Annotated in this window: 14 protein-coding genes; 11 read left to right on the top strand and 3 right to left on the bottom strand. The window is 48.3% G+C overall.

Going from position 1 to position 19,285, the window contains the following annotated elements; translation table 11 throughout:
* The first annotated feature begins 183 nt into the window (after nucleotides 1–183).
* The 6 genes from V7Z60_RS04645 (at nucleotide 184) to V7Z60_RS04620 (ending at nucleotide 11,815) form a co-directional block, all read left to right on the top strand.
* Nucleotides 184–5,397, top strand: a complete 5,214-nt coding sequence (locus V7Z60_RS04645; RefSeq protein WP_334116665.1) for a S8 family serine peptidase — start codon at nucleotides 184–186, stop codon at nucleotides 5,395–5,397.
* Nucleotides 5,398–5,682: 285 nt separating this feature from the next.
* The gene (locus tag V7Z60_RS04640) at nucleotides 5,683–8,535 is read left to right on the top strand and encodes a peptidoglycan amidohydrolase family protein (RefSeq protein WP_334116664.1); all 2,853 of its coding nucleotides are present in this window, start codon (nucleotides 5,683–5,685) and stop codon (nucleotides 8,533–8,535) included.
* A 330-nt stretch (nucleotides 8,536–8,865) separates the two neighbouring features.
* A complete protein-coding gene (locus V7Z60_RS04635) occupies nucleotides 8,866–9,462 on the top strand; it encodes an ECF transporter S component (RefSeq protein WP_334116663.1) in 597 nt (198 codons plus the stop codon).
* A gap of 4 nt (nucleotides 9,463–9,466) precedes the next feature.
* Nucleotides 9,467–10,249, top strand: a complete 783-nt coding sequence (locus V7Z60_RS04630) for an energy-coupling factor transporter transmembrane component T (protein ID WP_334116662.1) — start codon at nucleotides 9,467–9,469, stop codon at nucleotides 10,247–10,249.
* Nucleotides 10,228–11,064: an energy-coupling factor ABC transporter ATP-binding protein gene (locus V7Z60_RS04625; RefSeq protein ID WP_334116661.1), complete on the top strand. Its 837-nt coding sequence runs from the start codon at nucleotides 10,228–10,230 to the stop codon at nucleotides 11,062–11,064. Before V7Z60_RS04630 ends, V7Z60_RS04625 begins: the two co-directional genes overlap by 22 nt.
* Nucleotides 11,051–11,815, top strand: a complete 765-nt coding sequence (locus V7Z60_RS04620) for an energy-coupling factor ABC transporter ATP-binding protein (RefSeq protein ID WP_334116660.1) — start codon at nucleotides 11,051–11,053, stop codon at nucleotides 11,813–11,815. Before V7Z60_RS04625 ends, V7Z60_RS04620 begins: the two co-directional genes overlap by 14 nt.
* 212 nt (nucleotides 11,816–12,027) lie before the next feature.
* Here the strand turns inward: V7Z60_RS04620 and V7Z60_RS04615 are convergent, their stop codons facing one another.
* The 3 genes from V7Z60_RS04615 to V7Z60_RS04605 all read right to left on the bottom strand — a co-directional run bounded on the left by V7Z60_RS04615 (nucleotide 12,028) and on the right by V7Z60_RS04605 (nucleotide 15,126).
* A complete protein-coding gene (locus V7Z60_RS04615; protein WP_334116659.1) occupies nucleotides 12,028–12,999 on the bottom strand; it encodes an FAD:protein FMN transferase in 972 nt (323 codons plus the stop codon).
* Nucleotides 12,996–13,883 (bottom strand): NADPH-dependent FMN reductase, encoded by an 888-nt coding sequence (locus tag V7Z60_RS04610; RefSeq protein WP_334116658.1) that lies wholly within the window; start codon nucleotides 13,881–13,883, stop codon nucleotides 12,996–12,998. Before V7Z60_RS04610 ends, V7Z60_RS04615 begins: the two co-directional genes overlap by 4 nt.
* Before the next feature lie 571 nt (nucleotides 13,884–14,454).
* The gene (locus V7Z60_RS04605; protein ID WP_334116657.1) at nucleotides 14,455–15,126 is read right to left on the bottom strand and encodes a histidine phosphatase family protein; all 672 of its coding nucleotides are present in this window, start codon (nucleotides 15,124–15,126) and stop codon (nucleotides 14,455–14,457) included.
* 139 nt (nucleotides 15,127–15,265) lie between these two features.
* Here V7Z60_RS04605 and V7Z60_RS04600 point away from each other — a divergent pair, with 139 nt between their 5' ends.
* From V7Z60_RS04600 to trxB, 5 genes are all read left to right on the top strand, one after another.
* A complete protein-coding gene (locus tag V7Z60_RS04600; RefSeq protein WP_334116656.1) occupies nucleotides 15,266–16,360 on the top strand; it encodes a DHHA1 domain-containing protein in 1,095 nt (364 codons plus the stop codon).
* Nucleotides 16,361–16,392: 32 nt separating this feature from the next.
* Nucleotides 16,393–17,052 carry an ArsR/SmtB family transcription factor gene (locus V7Z60_RS04595; protein WP_334116655.1) on the top strand — a complete coding sequence of 220 codons (660 nt, stop codon included), beginning with the start codon at nucleotides 16,393–16,395 and terminating at the stop codon, nucleotides 17,050–17,052.
* On the top strand, nucleotides 17,042–17,719 hold the full coding sequence (locus V7Z60_RS04590) for a type 1 glutamine amidotransferase (RefSeq protein WP_334116654.1): 678 nt from the start codon (nucleotides 17,042–17,044) through the stop codon (nucleotides 17,717–17,719). Before V7Z60_RS04595 ends, V7Z60_RS04590 begins: the two co-directional genes overlap by 11 nt.
* A 74-nt stretch (nucleotides 17,720–17,793) precedes the next feature.
* Nucleotides 17,794–18,111 carry a thioredoxin family protein gene (locus V7Z60_RS04585; RefSeq protein ID WP_334116653.1) on the top strand — a complete coding sequence of 106 codons (318 nt, stop codon included), beginning with the start codon at nucleotides 17,794–17,796 and terminating at the stop codon, nucleotides 18,109–18,111.
* A 27-nt stretch (nucleotides 18,112–18,138) separates the two neighbouring features.
* Nucleotides 18,139–19,065, top strand: coding sequence for a thioredoxin-disulfide reductase (gene trxB, locus V7Z60_RS04580; RefSeq protein WP_334116652.1), 927 nt, complete (start codon nucleotides 18,139–18,141; stop codon nucleotides 19,063–19,065).
* Nucleotides 19,066–19,285 lie beyond the last annotated feature (220 nt).

Raw genomic sequence — 19,285 nt, 5'->3', positions numbered from 1 at the left:
AGTGATGTCATAAAAAGGTTTTGTACAATTTGTTTTTTTGACAGTATTATCAAGATATCAGCTCGATTTATGGGTTAAAAGTGAAATTAAAATTAAAAAACGGTTGATGTTTTTTAAAACTTTTGATAATTTTATGAATGTGAGTAGTTCGTTGCAAAGGTTTTAAACAGGGGGTTACATAATTTGAAGGACGATAAAAGCTTTTCAAATTCAGGCAGGGCCGACAAAGCTCTGCATTTGATAGCGGCAACGGTCTTGTGCGGTGCGGTCTTGAATGCTCCAATCGAGGCTTTGTCGCTGCAGTCAAGCGTTTCAGCCGACGTCGTTTCGCAATCATCGAAGTCCAGGCAGATTCTGACCAGGTATTTGCAGGAAAAACACAAGCAAAAGGCCAGAATCGACAAGCAGAAGTTCCTTGAAGCAGTCAAGGAGCAGCAGGAAGCAAGAGGACAGACGAGCCGGACAGACGAAAATTCCAAGGTTCGCGTGATCGTGACGCTTGATGCCGATGCGGCCGTCGATCATACGGCAAAGGCAACCGGCTCGACAGAATCGGTCAGAAAGATCGAAAAGGCAGCAGGCAAGGTCAAGGGCGCACAGGCCGACGTTCGCAGGCAGGTTGAAAAGATTTCTGAAAGCAGGGTCAAGCGTTCATTCGGATATCTGGTCAACGGTTTTTCAATCGACGTCAAGGTTTCTGATTTGCAGAGAATTCAGGATCTGAAGGGCGTTGCTTCGGTCAAACCGGTTCGTGTTTATTATCCTGCCGATTCTTCCGCAAATGAAATGGCGGATGTTCAAAAAGTATGGCAAAATCACAAGCTCAAGGGCGAAGGCATGGTCGTTTCGATTATTGATACCGGAATCGACTACAATCACAAGGATCTGAAGCTTGATGCCGGAACAAGAACCGCACTTTCAAAAGATTCCGTTGAAGCCAAGGCAAAGGAGTTCGGACACGGCAAATTCTATACCGACAAGGTTCCTTATGGCTACAACTATGCCGATGGCAACGACAACGTCATCGACAACGGAAATGGTGACATGCATGGTCAGCACGTTGCCGGCATTGCGGCTGCCAACGGGACTGGTGCTGATTCCGTCAAAGGTGTCGCGCCTGATGCGCAACTGCTTGCAATGAAGGTCTTTTCAAACAACAGCTCGATCAAAGGCTGCTATGACGATGATTTGATTGCCGCAATCGAAGACTCGGTCAAGCTGGGGGCAAACGTGATCAACATGAGTCTTGGTTCCGTCAGTTCAAACGTCGATGAAAACGATCCTGAACAGTCTGCGGTCAGGAAAGCCTCTGAACAGGGCGTTCTTTGCGTAATCTCAGCTGGCAACAGCAGCGTTTCGACGTCAACCGGGAACGGAAATCCCGATCAGCAGTTTGAATCTGACGAATTGAGCACGGTCGGAGCACCCGGAATTACACCGGAAGCCTTGACGGTTGCTTCTGCCGAAAACGAAAAAGTCGTTTCGCCAACGATGAGAGATACGTCGGGCAACGTCAAGTTCGATTCGATTTCCGATCTGACGGACGGATCGACCGTGATCAACCAGCAGGAAACGGACTATGCACCGATGACCGGCGAACATAAAGTCGTTTCTGTCGGAACCGGATCAGAAAACGAGTACGACGGAAAAGACGTCAAGGGACAGATTGCGCTTGTCAAGCGCGGTGCAATCACCTTCTCAGAAAAGGTCAACAATGCCAGGGCACATGGTGCCGTCGGCGTCATCATCTACAACAACACCGGAACTGATCTGATTTCGATGGCAATTGACGACAAGACGTTCCCGACGGTCGGAGCATCGCTTGCCGACGGCAAAAAGCTTGAAGAAACGGCTGCAGCCGGCAAAACGATTAATTTGAAGTTCGAACAGCAGCTGGTGACTAACGTTTCGAGCGGCAAGATGTCGGACTTCAGTTCATGGGGACCGACTCCTGCACTTGATTTCAAACCGGAAATCTCAGCTCCTGGCGGAAAAATATATTCGCTTGCCAATGACGACAAGTATCAGCAAATGAGCGGAACATCGATGGCTTCACCGTTTGTTGCAGGTTCAGAAGCATTGATTCTTCAAGGAATCAAGAATCGAAATCCTGGTCTTTCGGGCAAGGACCTGACGACTTTTGCCAAGAATTCCGTTTTGAACACGGCAACTCCTATGAAGGACAAGGATCATACGCAGGAAATCATCTCCCCGAGACGCCAGGGAGCAGGTCAGATCAACGTTGATCGGGCAGTTAGAAACAACGTTTCGGCAACTTATGACAAGACAGGCCTGGGGACGGTTGCCTTAAAGGAAATCGGCCTTTCCGCAAGCTTTACCGTAACGCTTCACAACTACGGTTCAAAGGACGAAACGTATTCGTTCAATGACTACGGCGGTGTCTATCAGCAAAAGACGGATGACAACGGAGAAATCTACGATACTAAGATTGACAGGGCGAAGATTTCAACGGACAGGAACACGATTACGGTCAAAGCCGGCGAATCAAGGCAGGTCACGTTCAATCTGTCGCTTCCGCAGGGATTTGAAAGGCAGCAGTTCGTCGAAGGCTATGTCGGCTTTGAAGGAAAGGGCGAGACGCCGGATCTCGTCGTTCCGTACATGGGCTTTTACGGAACGTACAGCAAGGGACAGATCATCGGCAAGATGCTTTATGAAGATGACTGGAACCTGCCGACTTATGCCGGATTCCTGACGACGAACGACGGAAACGTTCCCGGGCTCTACTATGACGATGAAAAGGGCAGATACAACGTTGACGCCGATTCCGTGGCATTTTCGCCTGAGAACGAAGACGGCATCAACGATTACGTCGAACCGAGTCTTTATTATCTGAGAAACTACAGGAAGTCCGAATATCAGATTGTTGACAAGGACGGAAAAGTCGTTAAGAATCTCGGAACGGATTATGACGGCGTCAAGGACTATTACAGCTCGTCTTCGGGTCAATGGACGACTCATAATGAAGGCAAGTGGGACGGAACCGTCAAGGACAGGAACGGCAGGAAACAGTACGCTCCTGACGGAACGTATCAATACAAGATCACGACGACTCCGGTAACCGACGGCGACAAGCAGGTCAGCTACATCAAGTTCAAGATTGACAATACTGCACCTTCAGTCAAGGATCTCAGGGTCAGGGAAGACGGACGCGTTGAATTCTCCGCAACTGACGGAAAGGGTGTCGGCGTTGAAGATGTGGCTCTGCTCGTTAATGACAGCATTGTTAAAACGGACCTGACGTTTGACAGGAAGACCAATAAGTACGTCACAAAAGACAGTGTGGCGTCTGAATTTGTTTCCGGTCGAAACTACGTTTATGCATCTGCTCAGGACAAGGCCGGCAATATCGGCTTTTCTGCGACGAGCCAGGTCAAGGATGCTGAAGGCGTACTGTATTTCAATGTCGGAAACGACACGACGATTACGCAGAACACCGAAGGATTTGATAATGAAAAGAAGACGTTTGCCGTTCTGGGAACGTATGAACCGGATAAAACGTTCTTCATTAACGGACAGGAAGTCAAAACCGACGGTGAAGGATACTTCAAGGCCAACGTTTCAGTCAGGGAAGGCGAAAACGTCCTGACTGCCTCAAAAGACAAGGACGGAAGGAACGTCTTGAGTTCGCTCAAGTTCAAGGTCGACCTTTCTGCTGCCAGGATTTCGGTTGACGGCCTGGATGAGGCAACATCGACCGTGACGGCTCCGGCAAGTGCGTATAAGCTGACGGGATCAGTCGAAGATGCAGAATCACTGACCTTGAAGAACGAGTCGACGGGAGAAGGCGCAACGGACGTTCAGATCGTCGGCGGAAAATTCAGCCAGAATCTGAATCTGAACTACGGCGACAACGTCTACACGCTGACGGCAGTTTCTGCAAACGGAAACGTTTCAACCAGGACGTTCAACGTGCGGACGACTAATTCGACAACGTACAACGGCAGCGTGATCGATTTCGACAACCTTGAAAGCGGCGTAACGGTCGTCGGCAGGACGACAACGGGATACGATGCTGAAAAAGGCGAGCTGACGATTACCGGCAAGCTCAAGTATCCGGTCGACGTCTTCAAGATTCAAGGAAAAGACGTTCAATATGACAAGAACACGCTGGCATTCAGCTATACGGCAACGGGCATCACGAACGGATCAAGGTCTCTTCCAGTCTTCATCCAGTCCTCGAAGCTGAACGAAGGCCGTCCGGTCGTTGACTACGGCTTCATCCTTTGGGTTGACGGAACATTGCCGTCGCTTCAGCTTGAAAATATGAAGGCTGATGCAAACGGCAGCCTGACAGCTTATACGAACAGGAATCCGTATGAGCTCAAGGCAAGGATCAATGACAATCTCAGCGGCTACTCGCTGAAAGTTGACGGCGATGCCGCATTTACCGACAAGGACTACTATCTGTTTAATGAAGACTTCTTCAAGGGTCGTGCTGCGGCTGATGTTTCATACAGCATCGATCCGGTCGTCGAAGGGACGAAGAAAGTTGCCGTTTCCCTGGAAGATTCGGCAGGCAACGTGACGGATGCTTCATTTACGCTTGCGCATCACGCGGCCGTGCTCAAGGCACCGGTCGTAACGCCGGACACGTCGAAAAAGGCGCAGACGGTCGTGCTTTCCGCAGCAGATGCTGATTTTGACAGGAACTATGAAGCTCCAAAGCTTTATGTTTCAACTGACGGCAGCACCTGGAGCGAAGTTTCCGATGGCAAATACAGCGTTGCGGCAAACGGCGAATATCAATTCAAGTATGCTGACGTTTACGGAAACGAATCTGAAACGACCAAGGTCGTCGTAAACAACGTCGTCAATGCAATTTACTCGGATCCGACGGTCAAGCTGAGTTCTACTGACGGTTCGCAGGAATCAGTGACGGTTACGCTCGGATTCGCCAGAGAAGATACGGATCGGACGTTTAACCATTTGCGTTACAGATTTGCAGGCGAAACCGAATGGAATAATTACGACAAGCCGTTTACGGTTGACAAGGATGCGGTCGTGGAATTCCAGTCATACGACGATGCCGGTAATGAAAGCGAAATCTTCAAGACGGACGTCATCGTGAAGAAGAAGTCTGAACAAACGGCAGACAAGGGTTCTGAGGACAAGGACAAGCCGGTCAGCGGCCAGACTGCGGGCAATGGTTCAAAAGACGGAGACAAGTCTGAAGTAAAGCCTGACGCTGGTTCAAAGCCGGTCAGCCCGAATGCTTCAGCGAACGGCAAGTCGACTTCTTCAACCGGAGCAAACGGCAAGGAAAGTCCGGCAACGGGCGACGATGTCAGGAATTACACTGTTCCGGGACTGATCACGCTCGCATTTTCCGGGATTCTTGCAGTCATGGGCTTGAAGAAGCGCAAAGAAGACTGATCAGCTTTTTAAGATTAAAAACGGGATTTTTTCTGCAGATTTCTGCGGGAAAAATCCTTTTTTGATTAAAAAACTTCCAAAGTGGACCCTTTGAAGAAAACTTTTCAAAGCGATCCACTTTAATTTTTCTGCTTTAATTTTAATTTCATGCGTTTTCGTCTCATTTAAAGGAAAAGATCATGATTGAATTTTGATGCTTTTTAATTTTACCTTCATTCTTGCAGTCCAGTTGCCGATTGATAATGATATGAGTGCATTTTTACATTAGTGAGAGAAGGTAATTTAATGGATGTAAAAAAACGTTTCAAATTGTATAAATCGGGCAAAAGATGGGTTGCCTTGGCCTTGCTGTTTGGCGGCACTGCATTTTTCATCGAAACGAATCAGACGGTGGCAGACGCCGATGAGTCCGTTGCTCAAACGAGCGTGCAAAGCGAACCGGATAATTCCCTGCAGGTTCAAAGAGAGGACGAACAGGAATCTTCAAATCAGGAAGATTCGTCTGAATCTTCGCAACCGGTTCAAAACGATTCTCAGCAGTCCAGGGCAGATGATGAAACTCAGGAAAAGGCGCCGGCAACTGCAGAAACTGAAAAGGCCGCTTCGCAACCTCAGGCCAGGGAAGCTGAGCAGGCGAACGCTGCCGGGACGGCGGAGCAGACGCCGGCTCAAAACAATTCCGTGGTGACGACTCAGCCTAAAAAAACCGGTTTTCAAAAGAGTCAGGATGAAAAAAAGACATATTATTATGATGGCAACGGCAACATGGTACGCGGTCAGCAGAACATCAACGGCAAGTGGTACCTGTTTGATGAACAAACAGGTGAAATGAAGACGGGATTTCAATATATTTCATCCCAAAGGAAGAAAGTCTACTACTCAAATGCCGGTCAGATGCAATACGGTCAGCAGCATATCGACAGGTACTGGTATTTGTTCGACAACGTCACCGGGGCAATGCAGACCGGATTCCAGTACATAGCAAATCAGCGCAAAGTCGTCTACTACAACAATGCAGGTCAAATGCAGTATGGCCGCCGGAAGATCAGCGGCAGAACGTACGACATGAATCGTATAACAGGTGCTGTCAGTCACGGAAGCGGTCAGCAGAACATTGGCGGCAAGTGGTATCTGTTTGACAAAAACGGAGCAGCCAGAACTGGATTTCAATGGATCGCAAATCAGAAAAAAACCGTTTATTATAACGGCAAAGGCGAGATGCAATACGGTCAGCAGCATATCGGCAACGGCTGGTATCTGTTTTCATGGGGAACGGGCGCAATGCAGACGGGGCTTCAGAATCTGAAAAATTACGGAGAAAACAAGACCGTCTGTTATGAAAGAAACGGCAGGATGCAGTATGGTCAGCGAAACATCAGGGGACACTGGTATCTGTTCCAGAACGGAACGGGCAAGATGGCAACCGGTTTTCAGAATTTAAAGAGCTACGGCCAGGACAAAACCGTTTACTATGCAGGCAACGGCCAGATGCAGTACGGTCAGCAGCACCTGTCCGGGTACTGGTATTTGTTCGACAAAACTACCGGTGCAATGGCAAGGGGACTCAAGTGGATCGGCGACCAGAAAAAGACTGTCTATTACGATGGCAATGGCAGGATGCAGTACGGATTCAAAGACATCAGCGGTCACAGATACTATTTCGATACACTGACCGGCAAAATGACGATCGGCGAAAGAAGAGTCGGCAACGACTGGTACCTGTTCGATCAAAACGGTTTTATGAAAACCGGCTTTCAGTGGATCTCAAGTCAAAGGAAGACGGCCTATTATGACAGGCAGACCGGTCATCGGTTGAAAGGCATGCAGAAAATTGACGGAAATCTGTATCACTTTGACGAAAATACGGGGGCAATGACGACCTCCCAGGTTGCATACGACAAGGGAACAAGGAAACTGTACCTGTTCGACAACCATGGTCACGTCGAATATGCCGCCAATGGATACAGCATTGACAAAAAGACCGGCGCACTCGTCTACAGGGGCGTAGTCGAGCTCAACGGCAATCACTACTATTTCGATAACAACGGCCAGATTCAGGTCGGATTCCTCAAAGTCGGCCGAAACACGCAGTACTTTGACCAGACGACCGCCAGACGGGTTACTGGTCAAAGGAACGTTAACGGCAGATGGTATCTGTTTGACGGAAACGGTAATATGAAATACGGATTTCAGTGGATTTCCGATCAAAGGAAGACCGTTTACTATGATTTGAACGGCCAGATGCAGTACGGCCAGCAGCACTTGAGCGGATACTGGTACCTGTTTCACGGGAGTACCGGTGCAATGCTGACCGGCATTCAGGATCTGACGTCTTACGGTCAGAAGAAGAAGTGCCTGTATGCCGGCAACGGTCGCATGCAGTACGGCCAGCAAAACTACCGCGGACACTGGTATCTTTTTGACAGGAGCACCGGTGCGATGCAGACTGGCTTCAAGGATTTGAAGTCATACGGTCAGAACAAGGTCGTCTACTATGCGGACAACGGTCAGATGCAGTATCGCTGGCAGGTGATCGGACATGACCAATATTACTTCGATGCGTCAAGCGGTGCGCGCTATACCGGAAGACGCAGGATTGGCAACCGCTGGTACAGCTTTAACGGCAACGGCACACTCAACTGTTTTACTGCGCGTGTCTTGAACTGGTTCTTCAACCGCAGAGGCAAGCTGACTTATTCGATGTACGGCTCAAGAACAGGGGCTGACGGGACTGCTGACTGCTCCGGTTCAATGGTTGCGGCCTTGAGAGGTGCCGGAGCTTCCAGACCTGCCTATACCTACAATACCGAGTCGATTCACCCGTACCTTAAATCAAACGGATACTATCTTGCAAGAGAAGGCAGGGACGGCAATTATGTTCCGCGATACGGCGATATCGTCATTTGGGGAAAGAAAGGCTACAGCGGGGGCGACGGCGGACATATCATGATCATGTCTTCTGCCGGATCCGACGCAAAATGCATCTCGACCTGCGGTTATTACTGGGACAAAAATCCGAATTCGATTTATGGCGCCAGAGGTAAAGCCGTTCAGGAGTTTAATTACAAGTGGTATCACGGCACGCACAACTGTGCGTACTACTACGTCTACAGACCTTATGACTTGAGAAGAAGCTAAAATTTTGCGACGCGTTTGAAGAGGCAGAGAAAAAACGCTGTCTTGAATTTAAAACACGTATGATTTCACAGTTGTGGTCATACGTGTTTTTGCTTTGGTCAGACAATAGTCTGATTTGTCATCCAAATCCAGTGCCCGCGCCTCCAGAGCCACGCAATGAAAAACTGTCTCAAGTTTAAATGGATTGAAATTTCAAGTAATTTCTACCCAAAAAGCTTGACAATTATTTTTCAGATGGTAAGATAGAAACAACTATAAATTAAAAGTTTATTTTACTTTTTTAATTTCATAAAGGTTGATTTTACTTTTAATGCATAAGGGAGAATTTTTATGGATAAGAAAACAGCGTCAGCACCAAGTATCTGGAGAGTCAGTCTCACGCCAGCGGTAATCGGGCTTATTCCTGCCGCAGTCGGTATAAACTACGTAGCCAAGGCTTTTGCGGAAGGGCTCAAACTTCCGGTCTGGCTCGGTTCATTGGGAACATATCTTGCAAGCATGCTTGCCGGTCCGATTCCAGGCGCCGTCAGCGGCTTCATCAACAACGTGATCTACGGCCTGACCTTGTCGCCGGTTTCGACGGTTTATGCCTTGACGAGCATCGGCATCGGGATCGCCGTTGGTGTCCTGCATGCTAAGGGCGGTTTTTCATCTGCAGGGAAGACTTTCGTGTCCGCATTGATCATTGCACTTGTTTCTGCCTTGATTTCAACACCGCTCAACGTTATCTTCTGGGGCGGACAAACCGGGATTGCCTGGGGTGACTCGTTGTTTGCCGTTCTGGTCGCAAAGCACGTCCCGGTATTCATTGCTTCCTTTGCTGACGAATTTGTCTTGGATATCCTGGATAAGGTTGTCGTAGCTTACGTTGCCTGCCTCATCTACAAGCAGATTCCAAGGAAAATGATTAGTTACTTTAAGGACTGATACGATGGAAAAACCAGAAATGATGCAGGAAGACCTGACAAGACCGTGGCACGAACGCATTGATCCCGTCACGAAGTTATTGCTGATAGCCGTCTTGACATTGCTGAGCTTTGTCTTGACAAACATTTTTGCCGAAGCAGCGCTCATTTTGGCAACGATGCTTCTGCTGCTGTTTTCGGGGAAGCTGGCCGGCAGCATGAAGGCGCTGGGATTTTGTGCATTCATGATTCTGACGATGCTGCTGATTCAGGGGCTGTTTTATCCGCACAATGAAACGCCTGCCTTTTCTTTAGGCGGAATTGCATTTTATCAGGAAGGCTTGACGTATGCTGTTTTGCTCGGCTGTCGGATCATCGTGATTGTCCTTGCAACGAATTTCTTCATGCAGACGACGACGATTTCCGAGAATGCCAGGTATTTGGAAAATGCAGGGATGAAGTACAAAACCGTGTATCTATTGATGTCAGTTTGCTATATTCTGCCGCAAATGATGCAGAATCTCAAAAAGATTCAGCTCGCGCAAAGGGCTCGCGGAATCGGAGAACAAAAGTCACTGATTCAAAAATTCAAGACGATTCTGCCGATCTTGATTCCATTGGTAATCAAGACGCTCGATCAGTCGATGTCCCGTTCGATTTCGCTTCAATTGCGAAATTTTGAAAGCAAAAGGCGCACGGTGCGCGCATTGAACCGGACGTATCTGATGGATAAGCTGTTTCATCGGGTACTTGGTCTTGCCGGCATAATTTTGATAGGATGTAAGATATGGATGCTAATCAACAAATAGTTTTGGAAGACTTGAGCGTAAGATATCGCGGAGAAGACGAGGAAGCGCTGAAGGGAATCACCCTGACTGCAGAAAAGGGGCAGCTCATTGGAATCATCGGCAACAGCCGCTCCGGCAAGACAACGCTTTGCGACGTTCTTTCGGGGATTATTCCAAATATCGTTTCCAGTCACGTTTCCGGTACCGTCAAGATAGGCGAATTTTCACCGCTTGAGGAATTTGACGAATATAATTTTCACACGGGAGTCGTTTTGCAGAATACGGCGGGACAGCTCAGCGGACTGTCCGACACTGTCTTTGATGAAATTGCGTTTGGACTGATCAATCAGGGGATGAATGAAGAAGAAGCATCGAAGGCAGTTGCATTTGCAGCCCGGCAGATGGGTCTTGAAGATTTTCTGGAACAGGCGCCTGATACTCTTTCCGGCGGGCAGACGCAGCGTCTGGCGATTGCTTCCGAAATCGCACCGGACCCTGAATTCTTAATCATGGACGATCCAACGAGCCAGATGGATCCCGTTGGCAGAAGAGAATTTTTTGAATGGCTTGCAGGATGTTCCGACAAAACGATCTTCATCGTTTCGAACGAAATCGATGATTTGTGCGAGATTGCAGATCAATTGTGGGTTCTTGAAAAAGGTGAACTGATTGCCTCCGGAAAGCCGCTTGACGTGATCAATCAGGTCGCGGAAGGACATGATTTGTATCTGCCGGTGGTTTATCGAATGGCAAGGGAGCTTGGGAAAAAGCTTCCGAGCGGTCTCTTTCCCGTAAGACTTTCCGAACTTAAGAGGTGCTTTGATGACCAAAATTGAAATTAACGATTTGAAATTCACGTATCCGGGCGACAATTTCGGCCTTGACATCAAGCATCTGACCTTCAGCGGGGGGATGATTGCGATCATCGGCCAGAACGGTGCCGGCAAATCCACCTTGCTCAAGCTCTTGAGCGGGCTTAATCAGCCTGATTCAGGCGAAATCACCGTTGACGGTCAGAAACTTAACGATTATATCGGTGACAGGCGCCTTGAACGGATTGGCCTGACTTTTCAGGATCCAAACGATCAGATTTTCAATGCAACCGTTAAAAAGGAAGTTGAGTGGGGCCTCCGGCAGATGGGCAGGCCGGAAGAAGAGGTTGAGCACATTGCAGAAGAAGTTCTCAAAGAAGTGGGCCTGGACGATAAAAAGGACGAAAATCCCTATGATTTGTCGCTTTCCGAACGCAAGCTGCTGAGCATTGCGACGGTAGTGGCGGTTCGACCCAGGATCTTACTGTTCGATGAGCCGATGATGTCACTTGACTGGCCAAGCAGGAAGAAAATTACCGCAGTTTTCCGCTATCTTGCCGACCAAGGTCATGTCGTAATTACGATTACGCATGACATGGACTGGGTTTTGGAAGAATATGAAGAAGTCTATGCGATGGCGCACGGCGAATTGATTTATTCAGGCAGAACGTCAGAATTTTTCGAGTCGCCGGATCTGGTCGAAGAAGTCGGCGTTCTGCTGCCGCGAGTGACCGAGGTCAGGCGAGAATTAAACAAATATCTGAAGGAAAAATGATGAAAGGAAGAGGCAGGGAAGAAACTCCGTCTCTGACAAAAGTCCCGGATGATTTGCAAGTGCAAATTTCATCCGGGACTTTGTTTGTGTATGCGACGTTAAATGTGTGCTTTGACCGAAACCAAGTGCTGAAATTTACGGGCAAATCCCCAAAAACGCCATTTCACCTAATTCACGAGTAAAACGGAACATCTTCCATTCTTCTCCTTGCTTCAATGTACGATTTGATAGCGCCCGTCAAGCAGCCTGATCTGCCCGGGAGCAATTCCTGAAAGCTCGATCTTACAATCCTTCGTGATGAATGCCGCTCCAAGGACGTCTTGTTCAAACGGATAGTCAGGCAAAGGTCCGCCCGCAAAGAAGAGACGCGTCGTTTCGATTTCTGCAGTGACGGATTTTCTGGAGAAGACAGTGACGCTGTTCAGATTGTTCTCCCTGGGATATCCTGTATTTGAATCAAGGATATGATGATAGCTCTTCTGACCTGAAGTCAGTCTTCGTTCATAGATGCCGCTCGTGACAGCTGAGCATGGCGGCATCGTGACGACTGCAATCGGTTCATCGTTTTCCGAAAAGGGACTTCTGAGCCCGATGCGCCACAATCCGTCGCGATGGTGTGGAGGCTTTCCGACCATTAACAGGTTGCCGCCGAGATTGATGATTCCGTGCGTGATTCCGTATGCATGCCATAAATCCTGGATGCGGTCGGCAATATAGCCCTTGGCAATGGCCCCTAGGTCGATTTCCATACCGGCTTTTTTCAGGAAAATCGACTGATTGGCGTCATTTAATTCAATCTGCCCGGGATCAATCAGGGAAAGCCGCTCTGAAATCTGCTGTTCAGAAGGAACCCTTGCATCTTTGAATCCAATGTGCCACAATTTGACGAGCGGTCCGATTGCAGCATTAAAGCCGAAGTCTGCGCGACTTTTTTCAACCGCAAGCTTTGTCAGCTGATAGACCGGAGCATCAACCTGGACCGGAAACTTTCCGGCAGCATGATTGACGCTCATGAGCTGGGAGTGATCTCTGTTGACGGTCAGAATATCTTCGTAATGACTGACAAGTTCTTCGCTTTTTTCAAGCACGGTCTGGTCAAGCGTTCCGAAGACCGTCAATGAGATGCGGGTTCCCAATGCTCGAAAATGGCTTGTCAGGGCAGTCTTTTGGATATTTTCCTTCACGCTTGCGATGCCCCTGTAACCGAATCGGCTTTGACCGCCATTTCATGCTGCCTGAGATCGACAATTACAGGCTGCCCGGGATCATCAGCATCCTGCCCTTTATCTGATGAGGAAGCCCCGGTTGTTTCATCAACGGATGCTCCGGTCGTTTCGTCAACAGCAGACTTCACCAGGCCGAAAGTCTTCTCATCAATTCCGTAGTCATTTGTCTTGTCAGTCTTTGAAGCGGACGTTGAAGCATCAACTTTTGGTTCGTTTGTTCTCAAATCGACGATGACCGGTGTTTCTTTTGGCTTGGAAGATGCCCCGGTCGTGGCATCAGCCTGGTTGTTCCGTCCTGCCATGGAGTTGATTGAGACCGCATATTTGATGAAACCGTCAAAGCACGTGTCGAGCCATGAAATCGTACGTTCATCGTTTAAGTCGTCATTTTCGTCAAATGCAGATGGTGCATGACCAAGCAGGAACTGATGACCAGGGAGCACGTATGGCCCGAGGCCCGGTGAATCAAGGATTCTGCGCAAGTCGTCCTGGGCATAGACCGTGCCGAGATTTCCGAGCGAGGCACCGACAATCATGACCGGACGGTTCGTCAGCGGGTGAACGTCATAGGAAAGCCACTCAATGACGGATTTGAGTGCTGCCGGAATCCCGTGATCGTATTCCGGCGTGGCAAAAATGACGCCGTCCGAATGATCGATTTCGGTTGCTAATTCCATGATTGAATGCGGCGTTTCATCAAAGTCCTCGCAAAAAAGAGGATATTCCCTGATTTCCTTAATGACGATTTCAGCTTTGGCTGCAAAATGCTTCTTCATAAAATGAAGCAGTCTGCGATTGTATGATTTGCTGGCATTCGTGCCAACAATGGCGATGAATTTCATGGCTGGGCCCTCCGATTTTTATTCTGTTTAAATTATAGTTAAAAAATGATGCAAATGTCAACGCCGTAAGGAGTGTTTCACGTGAAACACTCCTTGCTTAAAATGATGAAATGCTTATATGAAAGCGAAAATACGCGCAAACGATTGGTATATACCGAAAAAAGCGTAAAATAAAAGGCCTGAACAAGCAGCCCCGACCTCTAATACTTGAGATATAGATAAAATTTATTGGTGCTCTCGAGTGGAGAACCCGAGGTAAAGAAAATTGCGATTGCAGCTGGTCTAGTTGCAACTCGAGCACATAAGCTTAGTTTAAATCAGTTTATGCGAAAAAACAAGTGCAAAAATCACTTATTTTAAGGATAATTCATGTAATCGCATGCATGTTTTGTGAAATGCAGTGCTGACTCAATTACGGCCGATTCGTCAAACAAGAATCGTGAACTGGATTTGCCCGTGATCGAGTTCAGCCAGAGATTGACGTCACATAAATAAATAGGAAGAAAAAAAGCCCGGAGATTGCAAAATCCCGGTCTGAAGCAAACTATGTCAGGAATCACGCTTGATTCGATCAGTACGTTTCATTATCCAGATGATGATTGTAGTATTCGACCCTGATGTCGTCATCTGAAACGGAAAGCTTTGTGACGGAACCGTTTCTCGGACCGTTTTTGGCCGACCTTAACTCGGGAGCGTAACGGTCAACGATTGAGCGAATCGTGATGCTGTGACTGACAAGCAGGACCTTGTCACCGTCATGATGGTGCCTGCGCAGCCAGTCGAAGCCCTCGTCGATTCGTGCCCAGTAGTCCTCATCTCTTTCAGCATCCTTGAAAGGATCAACTTCATGCAGGAGGTCTCTGGTTGCCGCAAGAGAATACTTGTCCAAAAGGTCGTTATAGGTGCGGCATCCGTGAACGGCTCCGACCATGAGCCAGGTCTGGGTCGCATCATTTCCCTCGAAGTAGCCGAAGCTTTGTTCGCGGAAATATGACAGGGTCTTGCGTTTTGGCGTTTTCGGATACTCCTTGTTTTCAGACAGAATATAGCGACACGTTTTCATGGCACGCGTCGTGTCGGAACTGTAGGCAGCATCAAAATGGATGTTTCTGAGATGCCTGCCGGCACTGTGGGCATCATTTGTGCCTTTTTCGGTTAACGGTGAGTCACACCAGCCCTGAAGGCGATTGTAGCTGTTGAGAATCGTTTGTCCGTGACGGACCATGTAAAGCGTGAATGTCATTTGTCTTCTCCAATGTTCAGTTTTGTCATTACCAATCATAATAACATATTCCGACAATTTTTCGTATGAATGTATGGAACTTTTGGCAGGCAGACAGGTATAATTAGAATTAGCAAAACCATGTAAAGGGGATTTTGACTTGAGAAAGACTCAGCATATCAAACTATTTTCGCATAACGACTTGGACGGATTCGGTGCCCCTTGTCTTTTTTACGCTCTGGCGCCTTATATGTTCAAGGGCGTTGAATTCGACCTTACGACCTGTTCTGCCGGCAACCTTGACCGCGAGCTCGAGCATTGGTTCAGGGAACCGGATATTTTGCGCTATACCGATGTCTACATCATGGACATGACACCTGACAGCGATTATTCCTTCAAGCTGCTGGAGCAAAAATTCGCCAATCACTGGCTTATTTTCGATCATCATGAAAGTGAAGCCGAATTGCGCTCCGGGTATTCGAAGAACTGCATTCTGCCGTCGGATGAAAACGTCACGCCAAGCGCAGCCAGTCTGGTCTGGGATTTCATGACCCGCCAGCCGAACTTTGCGCTTGTTCCAAAGCAAAGGCAAAAGGAACTGGCAGAGCTGGTTGAGATGATTCGGGCATATGATACATGGGATTTTCAAAATGACAAGAACATGTCCTATGAAGAGCGCAGGGCAGCTGACGAATTGAATCAGCTGTTCTGGTTCTTCCCTTTGAGCAAGTCAAAATCCTTTGTCGATTCGGTCTTTGCTTCCGGTTGGGAAAAATACAGAACGGAACATGAGCTTTTGATTTCAACTTTGGAAGGGCGACGTCAGCGGTATCTTGACAAGCACCTCAAGAACGTCGAAACGTTTGAAATCGAGGGACACAGCTTTGGCGTGGTCTATGCCAGCGACTATAAATCTGAAATTGCGCATGAGCTGCTTAAGAAATACGATGTTGACGCAGCCCTCGTAATTGACAGCCACAGCGTGTCATTACGTTCGAACGGCAGGCTTGACGTGGCAAAATTTGCGGAAGACTACTTCAGAGGCGGCGGACATGCGGATTCTGCAGGCGGACGACTTGAAGTCGAGCCGATCAAAGCAGCCGAACAGGCCGTCATCGAATCGGTCAGGCAGCGCGCCAGGTTGAATGAGGAAGTTGCATCGCAAAACGAAGAGGAGACCTCAAGCCTGGGCGATTCGCTTGATCCCGAGATGGCTGCCAGACTGGCATCCTTGTTTGGAAACGACAGTGAGTGAGAACTCTGCATTTGACAAAAGGGGTGAGAATATTGACTTATCAGAACGATCTGTACGTTGAGCTGGCCAGAATCGGCAAAAGCCTTTCAAGCGAACGACGCCTGGAAATCATGGATCTGCTAGTTCAAGGCCCGAAGACGGTTGAGAAGATTGCCGAACTCACCGGGATGAGCGTTGCAAACGCGTCGCGGCATCTGCAGGTCCTGCGCGGCGGGAACCTTGTCCTGCGCAGGCGTGACGGAAATCACATCTATTACAGGCCGGCTTCTTCAAAGGTCGTTGATTTATTCTATCTGCTGCGCGACGTCGGGGAAGATCAGCTTGAAAGGATCAGGCAGATCAAAGAGGACTTTGAAAAAAACGATGTTTATGCAATGTCGCTTGATGCGGCCTATAACAAGGCCAGAAACGGTGAAATCGAACTGATCGACGTGCGCCCGGCTGACGAATACGCGACTGCTCACATCGCGGAGGCCAGGAACATCCCGCTGCCCGAGCTCAAGGAAAAACTTGATACGCTGCCGGCTGATAAGGACGTCGTGGTTTACTGTCGCGGCAATCTGTGCACGTATGCAACCCGGGCAGCCAGAATTTTGAGCGAATCAGGCTATAACGCGCACAGTCTGAACGAGAGTACCTATGATTGGAACCAGTACATCGAAAAGGAAGGTGCAGGAAAAAATGAGAATTAACGTGCTGCAGCATACCCCGAACGAAGGACCCGGCGCCATTCGCTTATGGGCAGAGGAAAACGGACATGATCTTTACGTGTATCATCCCTATCGATACGGAATCCTTCCTGATGTTGAAGAAACGGACATGCTGGTCATTTTGGGCGGACCGATGAGTCCTAATGATGATTTTGAATGGCTGAAACAGGAGCGCGACCTGATCAGAGCCGCAATCAAAAGGGATCTGCCGGTTTTTGGAGCATGCCTTGGAGCTCAGCAGATTTCAAAGGCGCTTGGCGGTGTGGTCAGGGACAGCGGCGTCAAGGAAGTCGGATTTGCACCGGTTTTTTTGAAATCTCATGCGATCAAAGGGCTTCCGGATGAGGCTTGCGTGCTCCATTGGCATCAGGATTGTTTTGAAATTCCAAAAGGTGCGGAGCTTCTTTTTTCAAGCAGGCTGCTTGAAAATCAGGGCTTTGTCATGAACCACCGCATTGTCGGACTGCAGTTTCACTTTGAGCCGCTTCCGAATGACTTGCGCGAAATCGTCATCAATGACGGTTCCTATACTGAGGGAAGCGACCTCGGACAAACGCCTGAAGAAATCATTTTGCACGGAATTCCTGAAGAAAACAGGCAGATTATGTACAGGATCCTGGACTATATCAGTGACAGGCATAAAGATTGACGAAGAAGACGGCAGATGGTATATTCTAACTATTCAAGCAATTGATTGAATAGATGTTTCAGAGGTAGATGCAAATGGTAAAAAGATTGACTGATGAAAACTTCAGGCAGGAAACGGGCAACGGATTCTCCCTGGTGGCATTTATTGCTTCATGGTGTCCTCCTTGCAAGCGTCAGGCACCCGTCATCGACGAACTTGATGCGGAAGTAGGCAAATTAATTACGCTTGGCAAGCTTGATACCGATGAAAATCCTGAAACTTCCAAGGAATTTTCAATTATGTCGATTCCGACCCTGATTCTTTTGAAAGACGGGAAAAAAGTCGAACAGCTTACCGGTTTTCACAGCAAGGCAGAGTTGACCGACATGTTGGGAAAATATATTGACCGGTAAGAAACCTCTGCAGAAAGGAATTTTAAAATGGCTGAAAAATACGATGTTATCGTGATTGGCGCAGGACCTGGCGGTATGACCGCTGCATTGTACGCATCTCGTGCCAACCTCAAAGTGGCAATGCTTGACCGCGGCATTTACGGCGGTCAGATGAACAATACCGCCGAAGTCGAAAACTACCCTGGATTCAAGTCAATCATGGGACCGGAACTTGCCAAGAAAATGTATGAAAGCTCGACTCAGTTTGGTGCAAAGCTTTTGTATGGCAGCGTGACCGGCATTACGGTTGACGAAGACGGGACGAAGCACGTCAAGACGGACAGTGGCGAATATGAAGCAGAAGCCGTTATCATTGCAACAGGATCGGAGAGCAGAAAGCTCGGCGTTCCCGGTGAAGAAGAATACAGCGGACGCGGCGTTTCATACTGTGCCGTCTGCGACGGTGCATTTTACCGCAATAAGCGCGTCGTTGTCGTTGGCGGCGGCGATTCTGCAATCGAAGAAGGACTGTACCTTGCCAATTTGTGCGGAAACGTCAACGTTATTCATCGTCGCGACGAGCTTCGCGCACAAAAGATCCTGCAGGACCGTGCCTTCGCAAATGAAAGGATGTCATTTACGTGGGACAGCGTCGTGACCGAAATCATCGGAGACGACATGAAGGTTTCGGGCGTAAGGGTGCACAATAAGAAAACCGGAGAAGACAGCATTCTTGAGGCAGACGGCGTCTTCATCTACGTCGGGACGACACCGATGACCGAGCCGTTCAGGAATCTCGGCATTACTGATGAAAACGGCTGGATTGTTACTGATGAGCATATGGAAACAAAAATTGCCGGCATCTATGCCGTCGGAGACGTTCGTCAGAAGTTTCTGCGACAGATTACGACGGCTGTTGGCGATGCCGGGATTGCGGGACAGGAAGTCTTCAACTATCTTCAGATGAAAAAATAAAGCAGTGAGATAAGATTTGACGTTGATTGAATGATCAGCGTCTTTTTTTATGCAGAGCTTTCGGTTTACCTGACGGATAATGTCAGATTGTCCAAATCAAGGGTGCAGGGATTAGCTGTATGATTAATGGATGTCAGCTTTTTAAAAAAAATAATAAGTTGGTAATTGACAAATTTGTACCAACGAATTATACTAAGAGAGTAGATAAAAAGAAAACGCT

This window comes from Ligilactobacillus sp., assembly GCF_036846325.1.
In the GTDB taxonomy this organism is placed as follows: Bacteria; Bacillota; Bacilli; order Lactobacillales; family Lactobacillaceae; genus Ligilactobacillus.
Note: the sequence above shows the minus strand (reverse complement) of the source record. Positions and strands in the feature narration are given on the sequence as shown.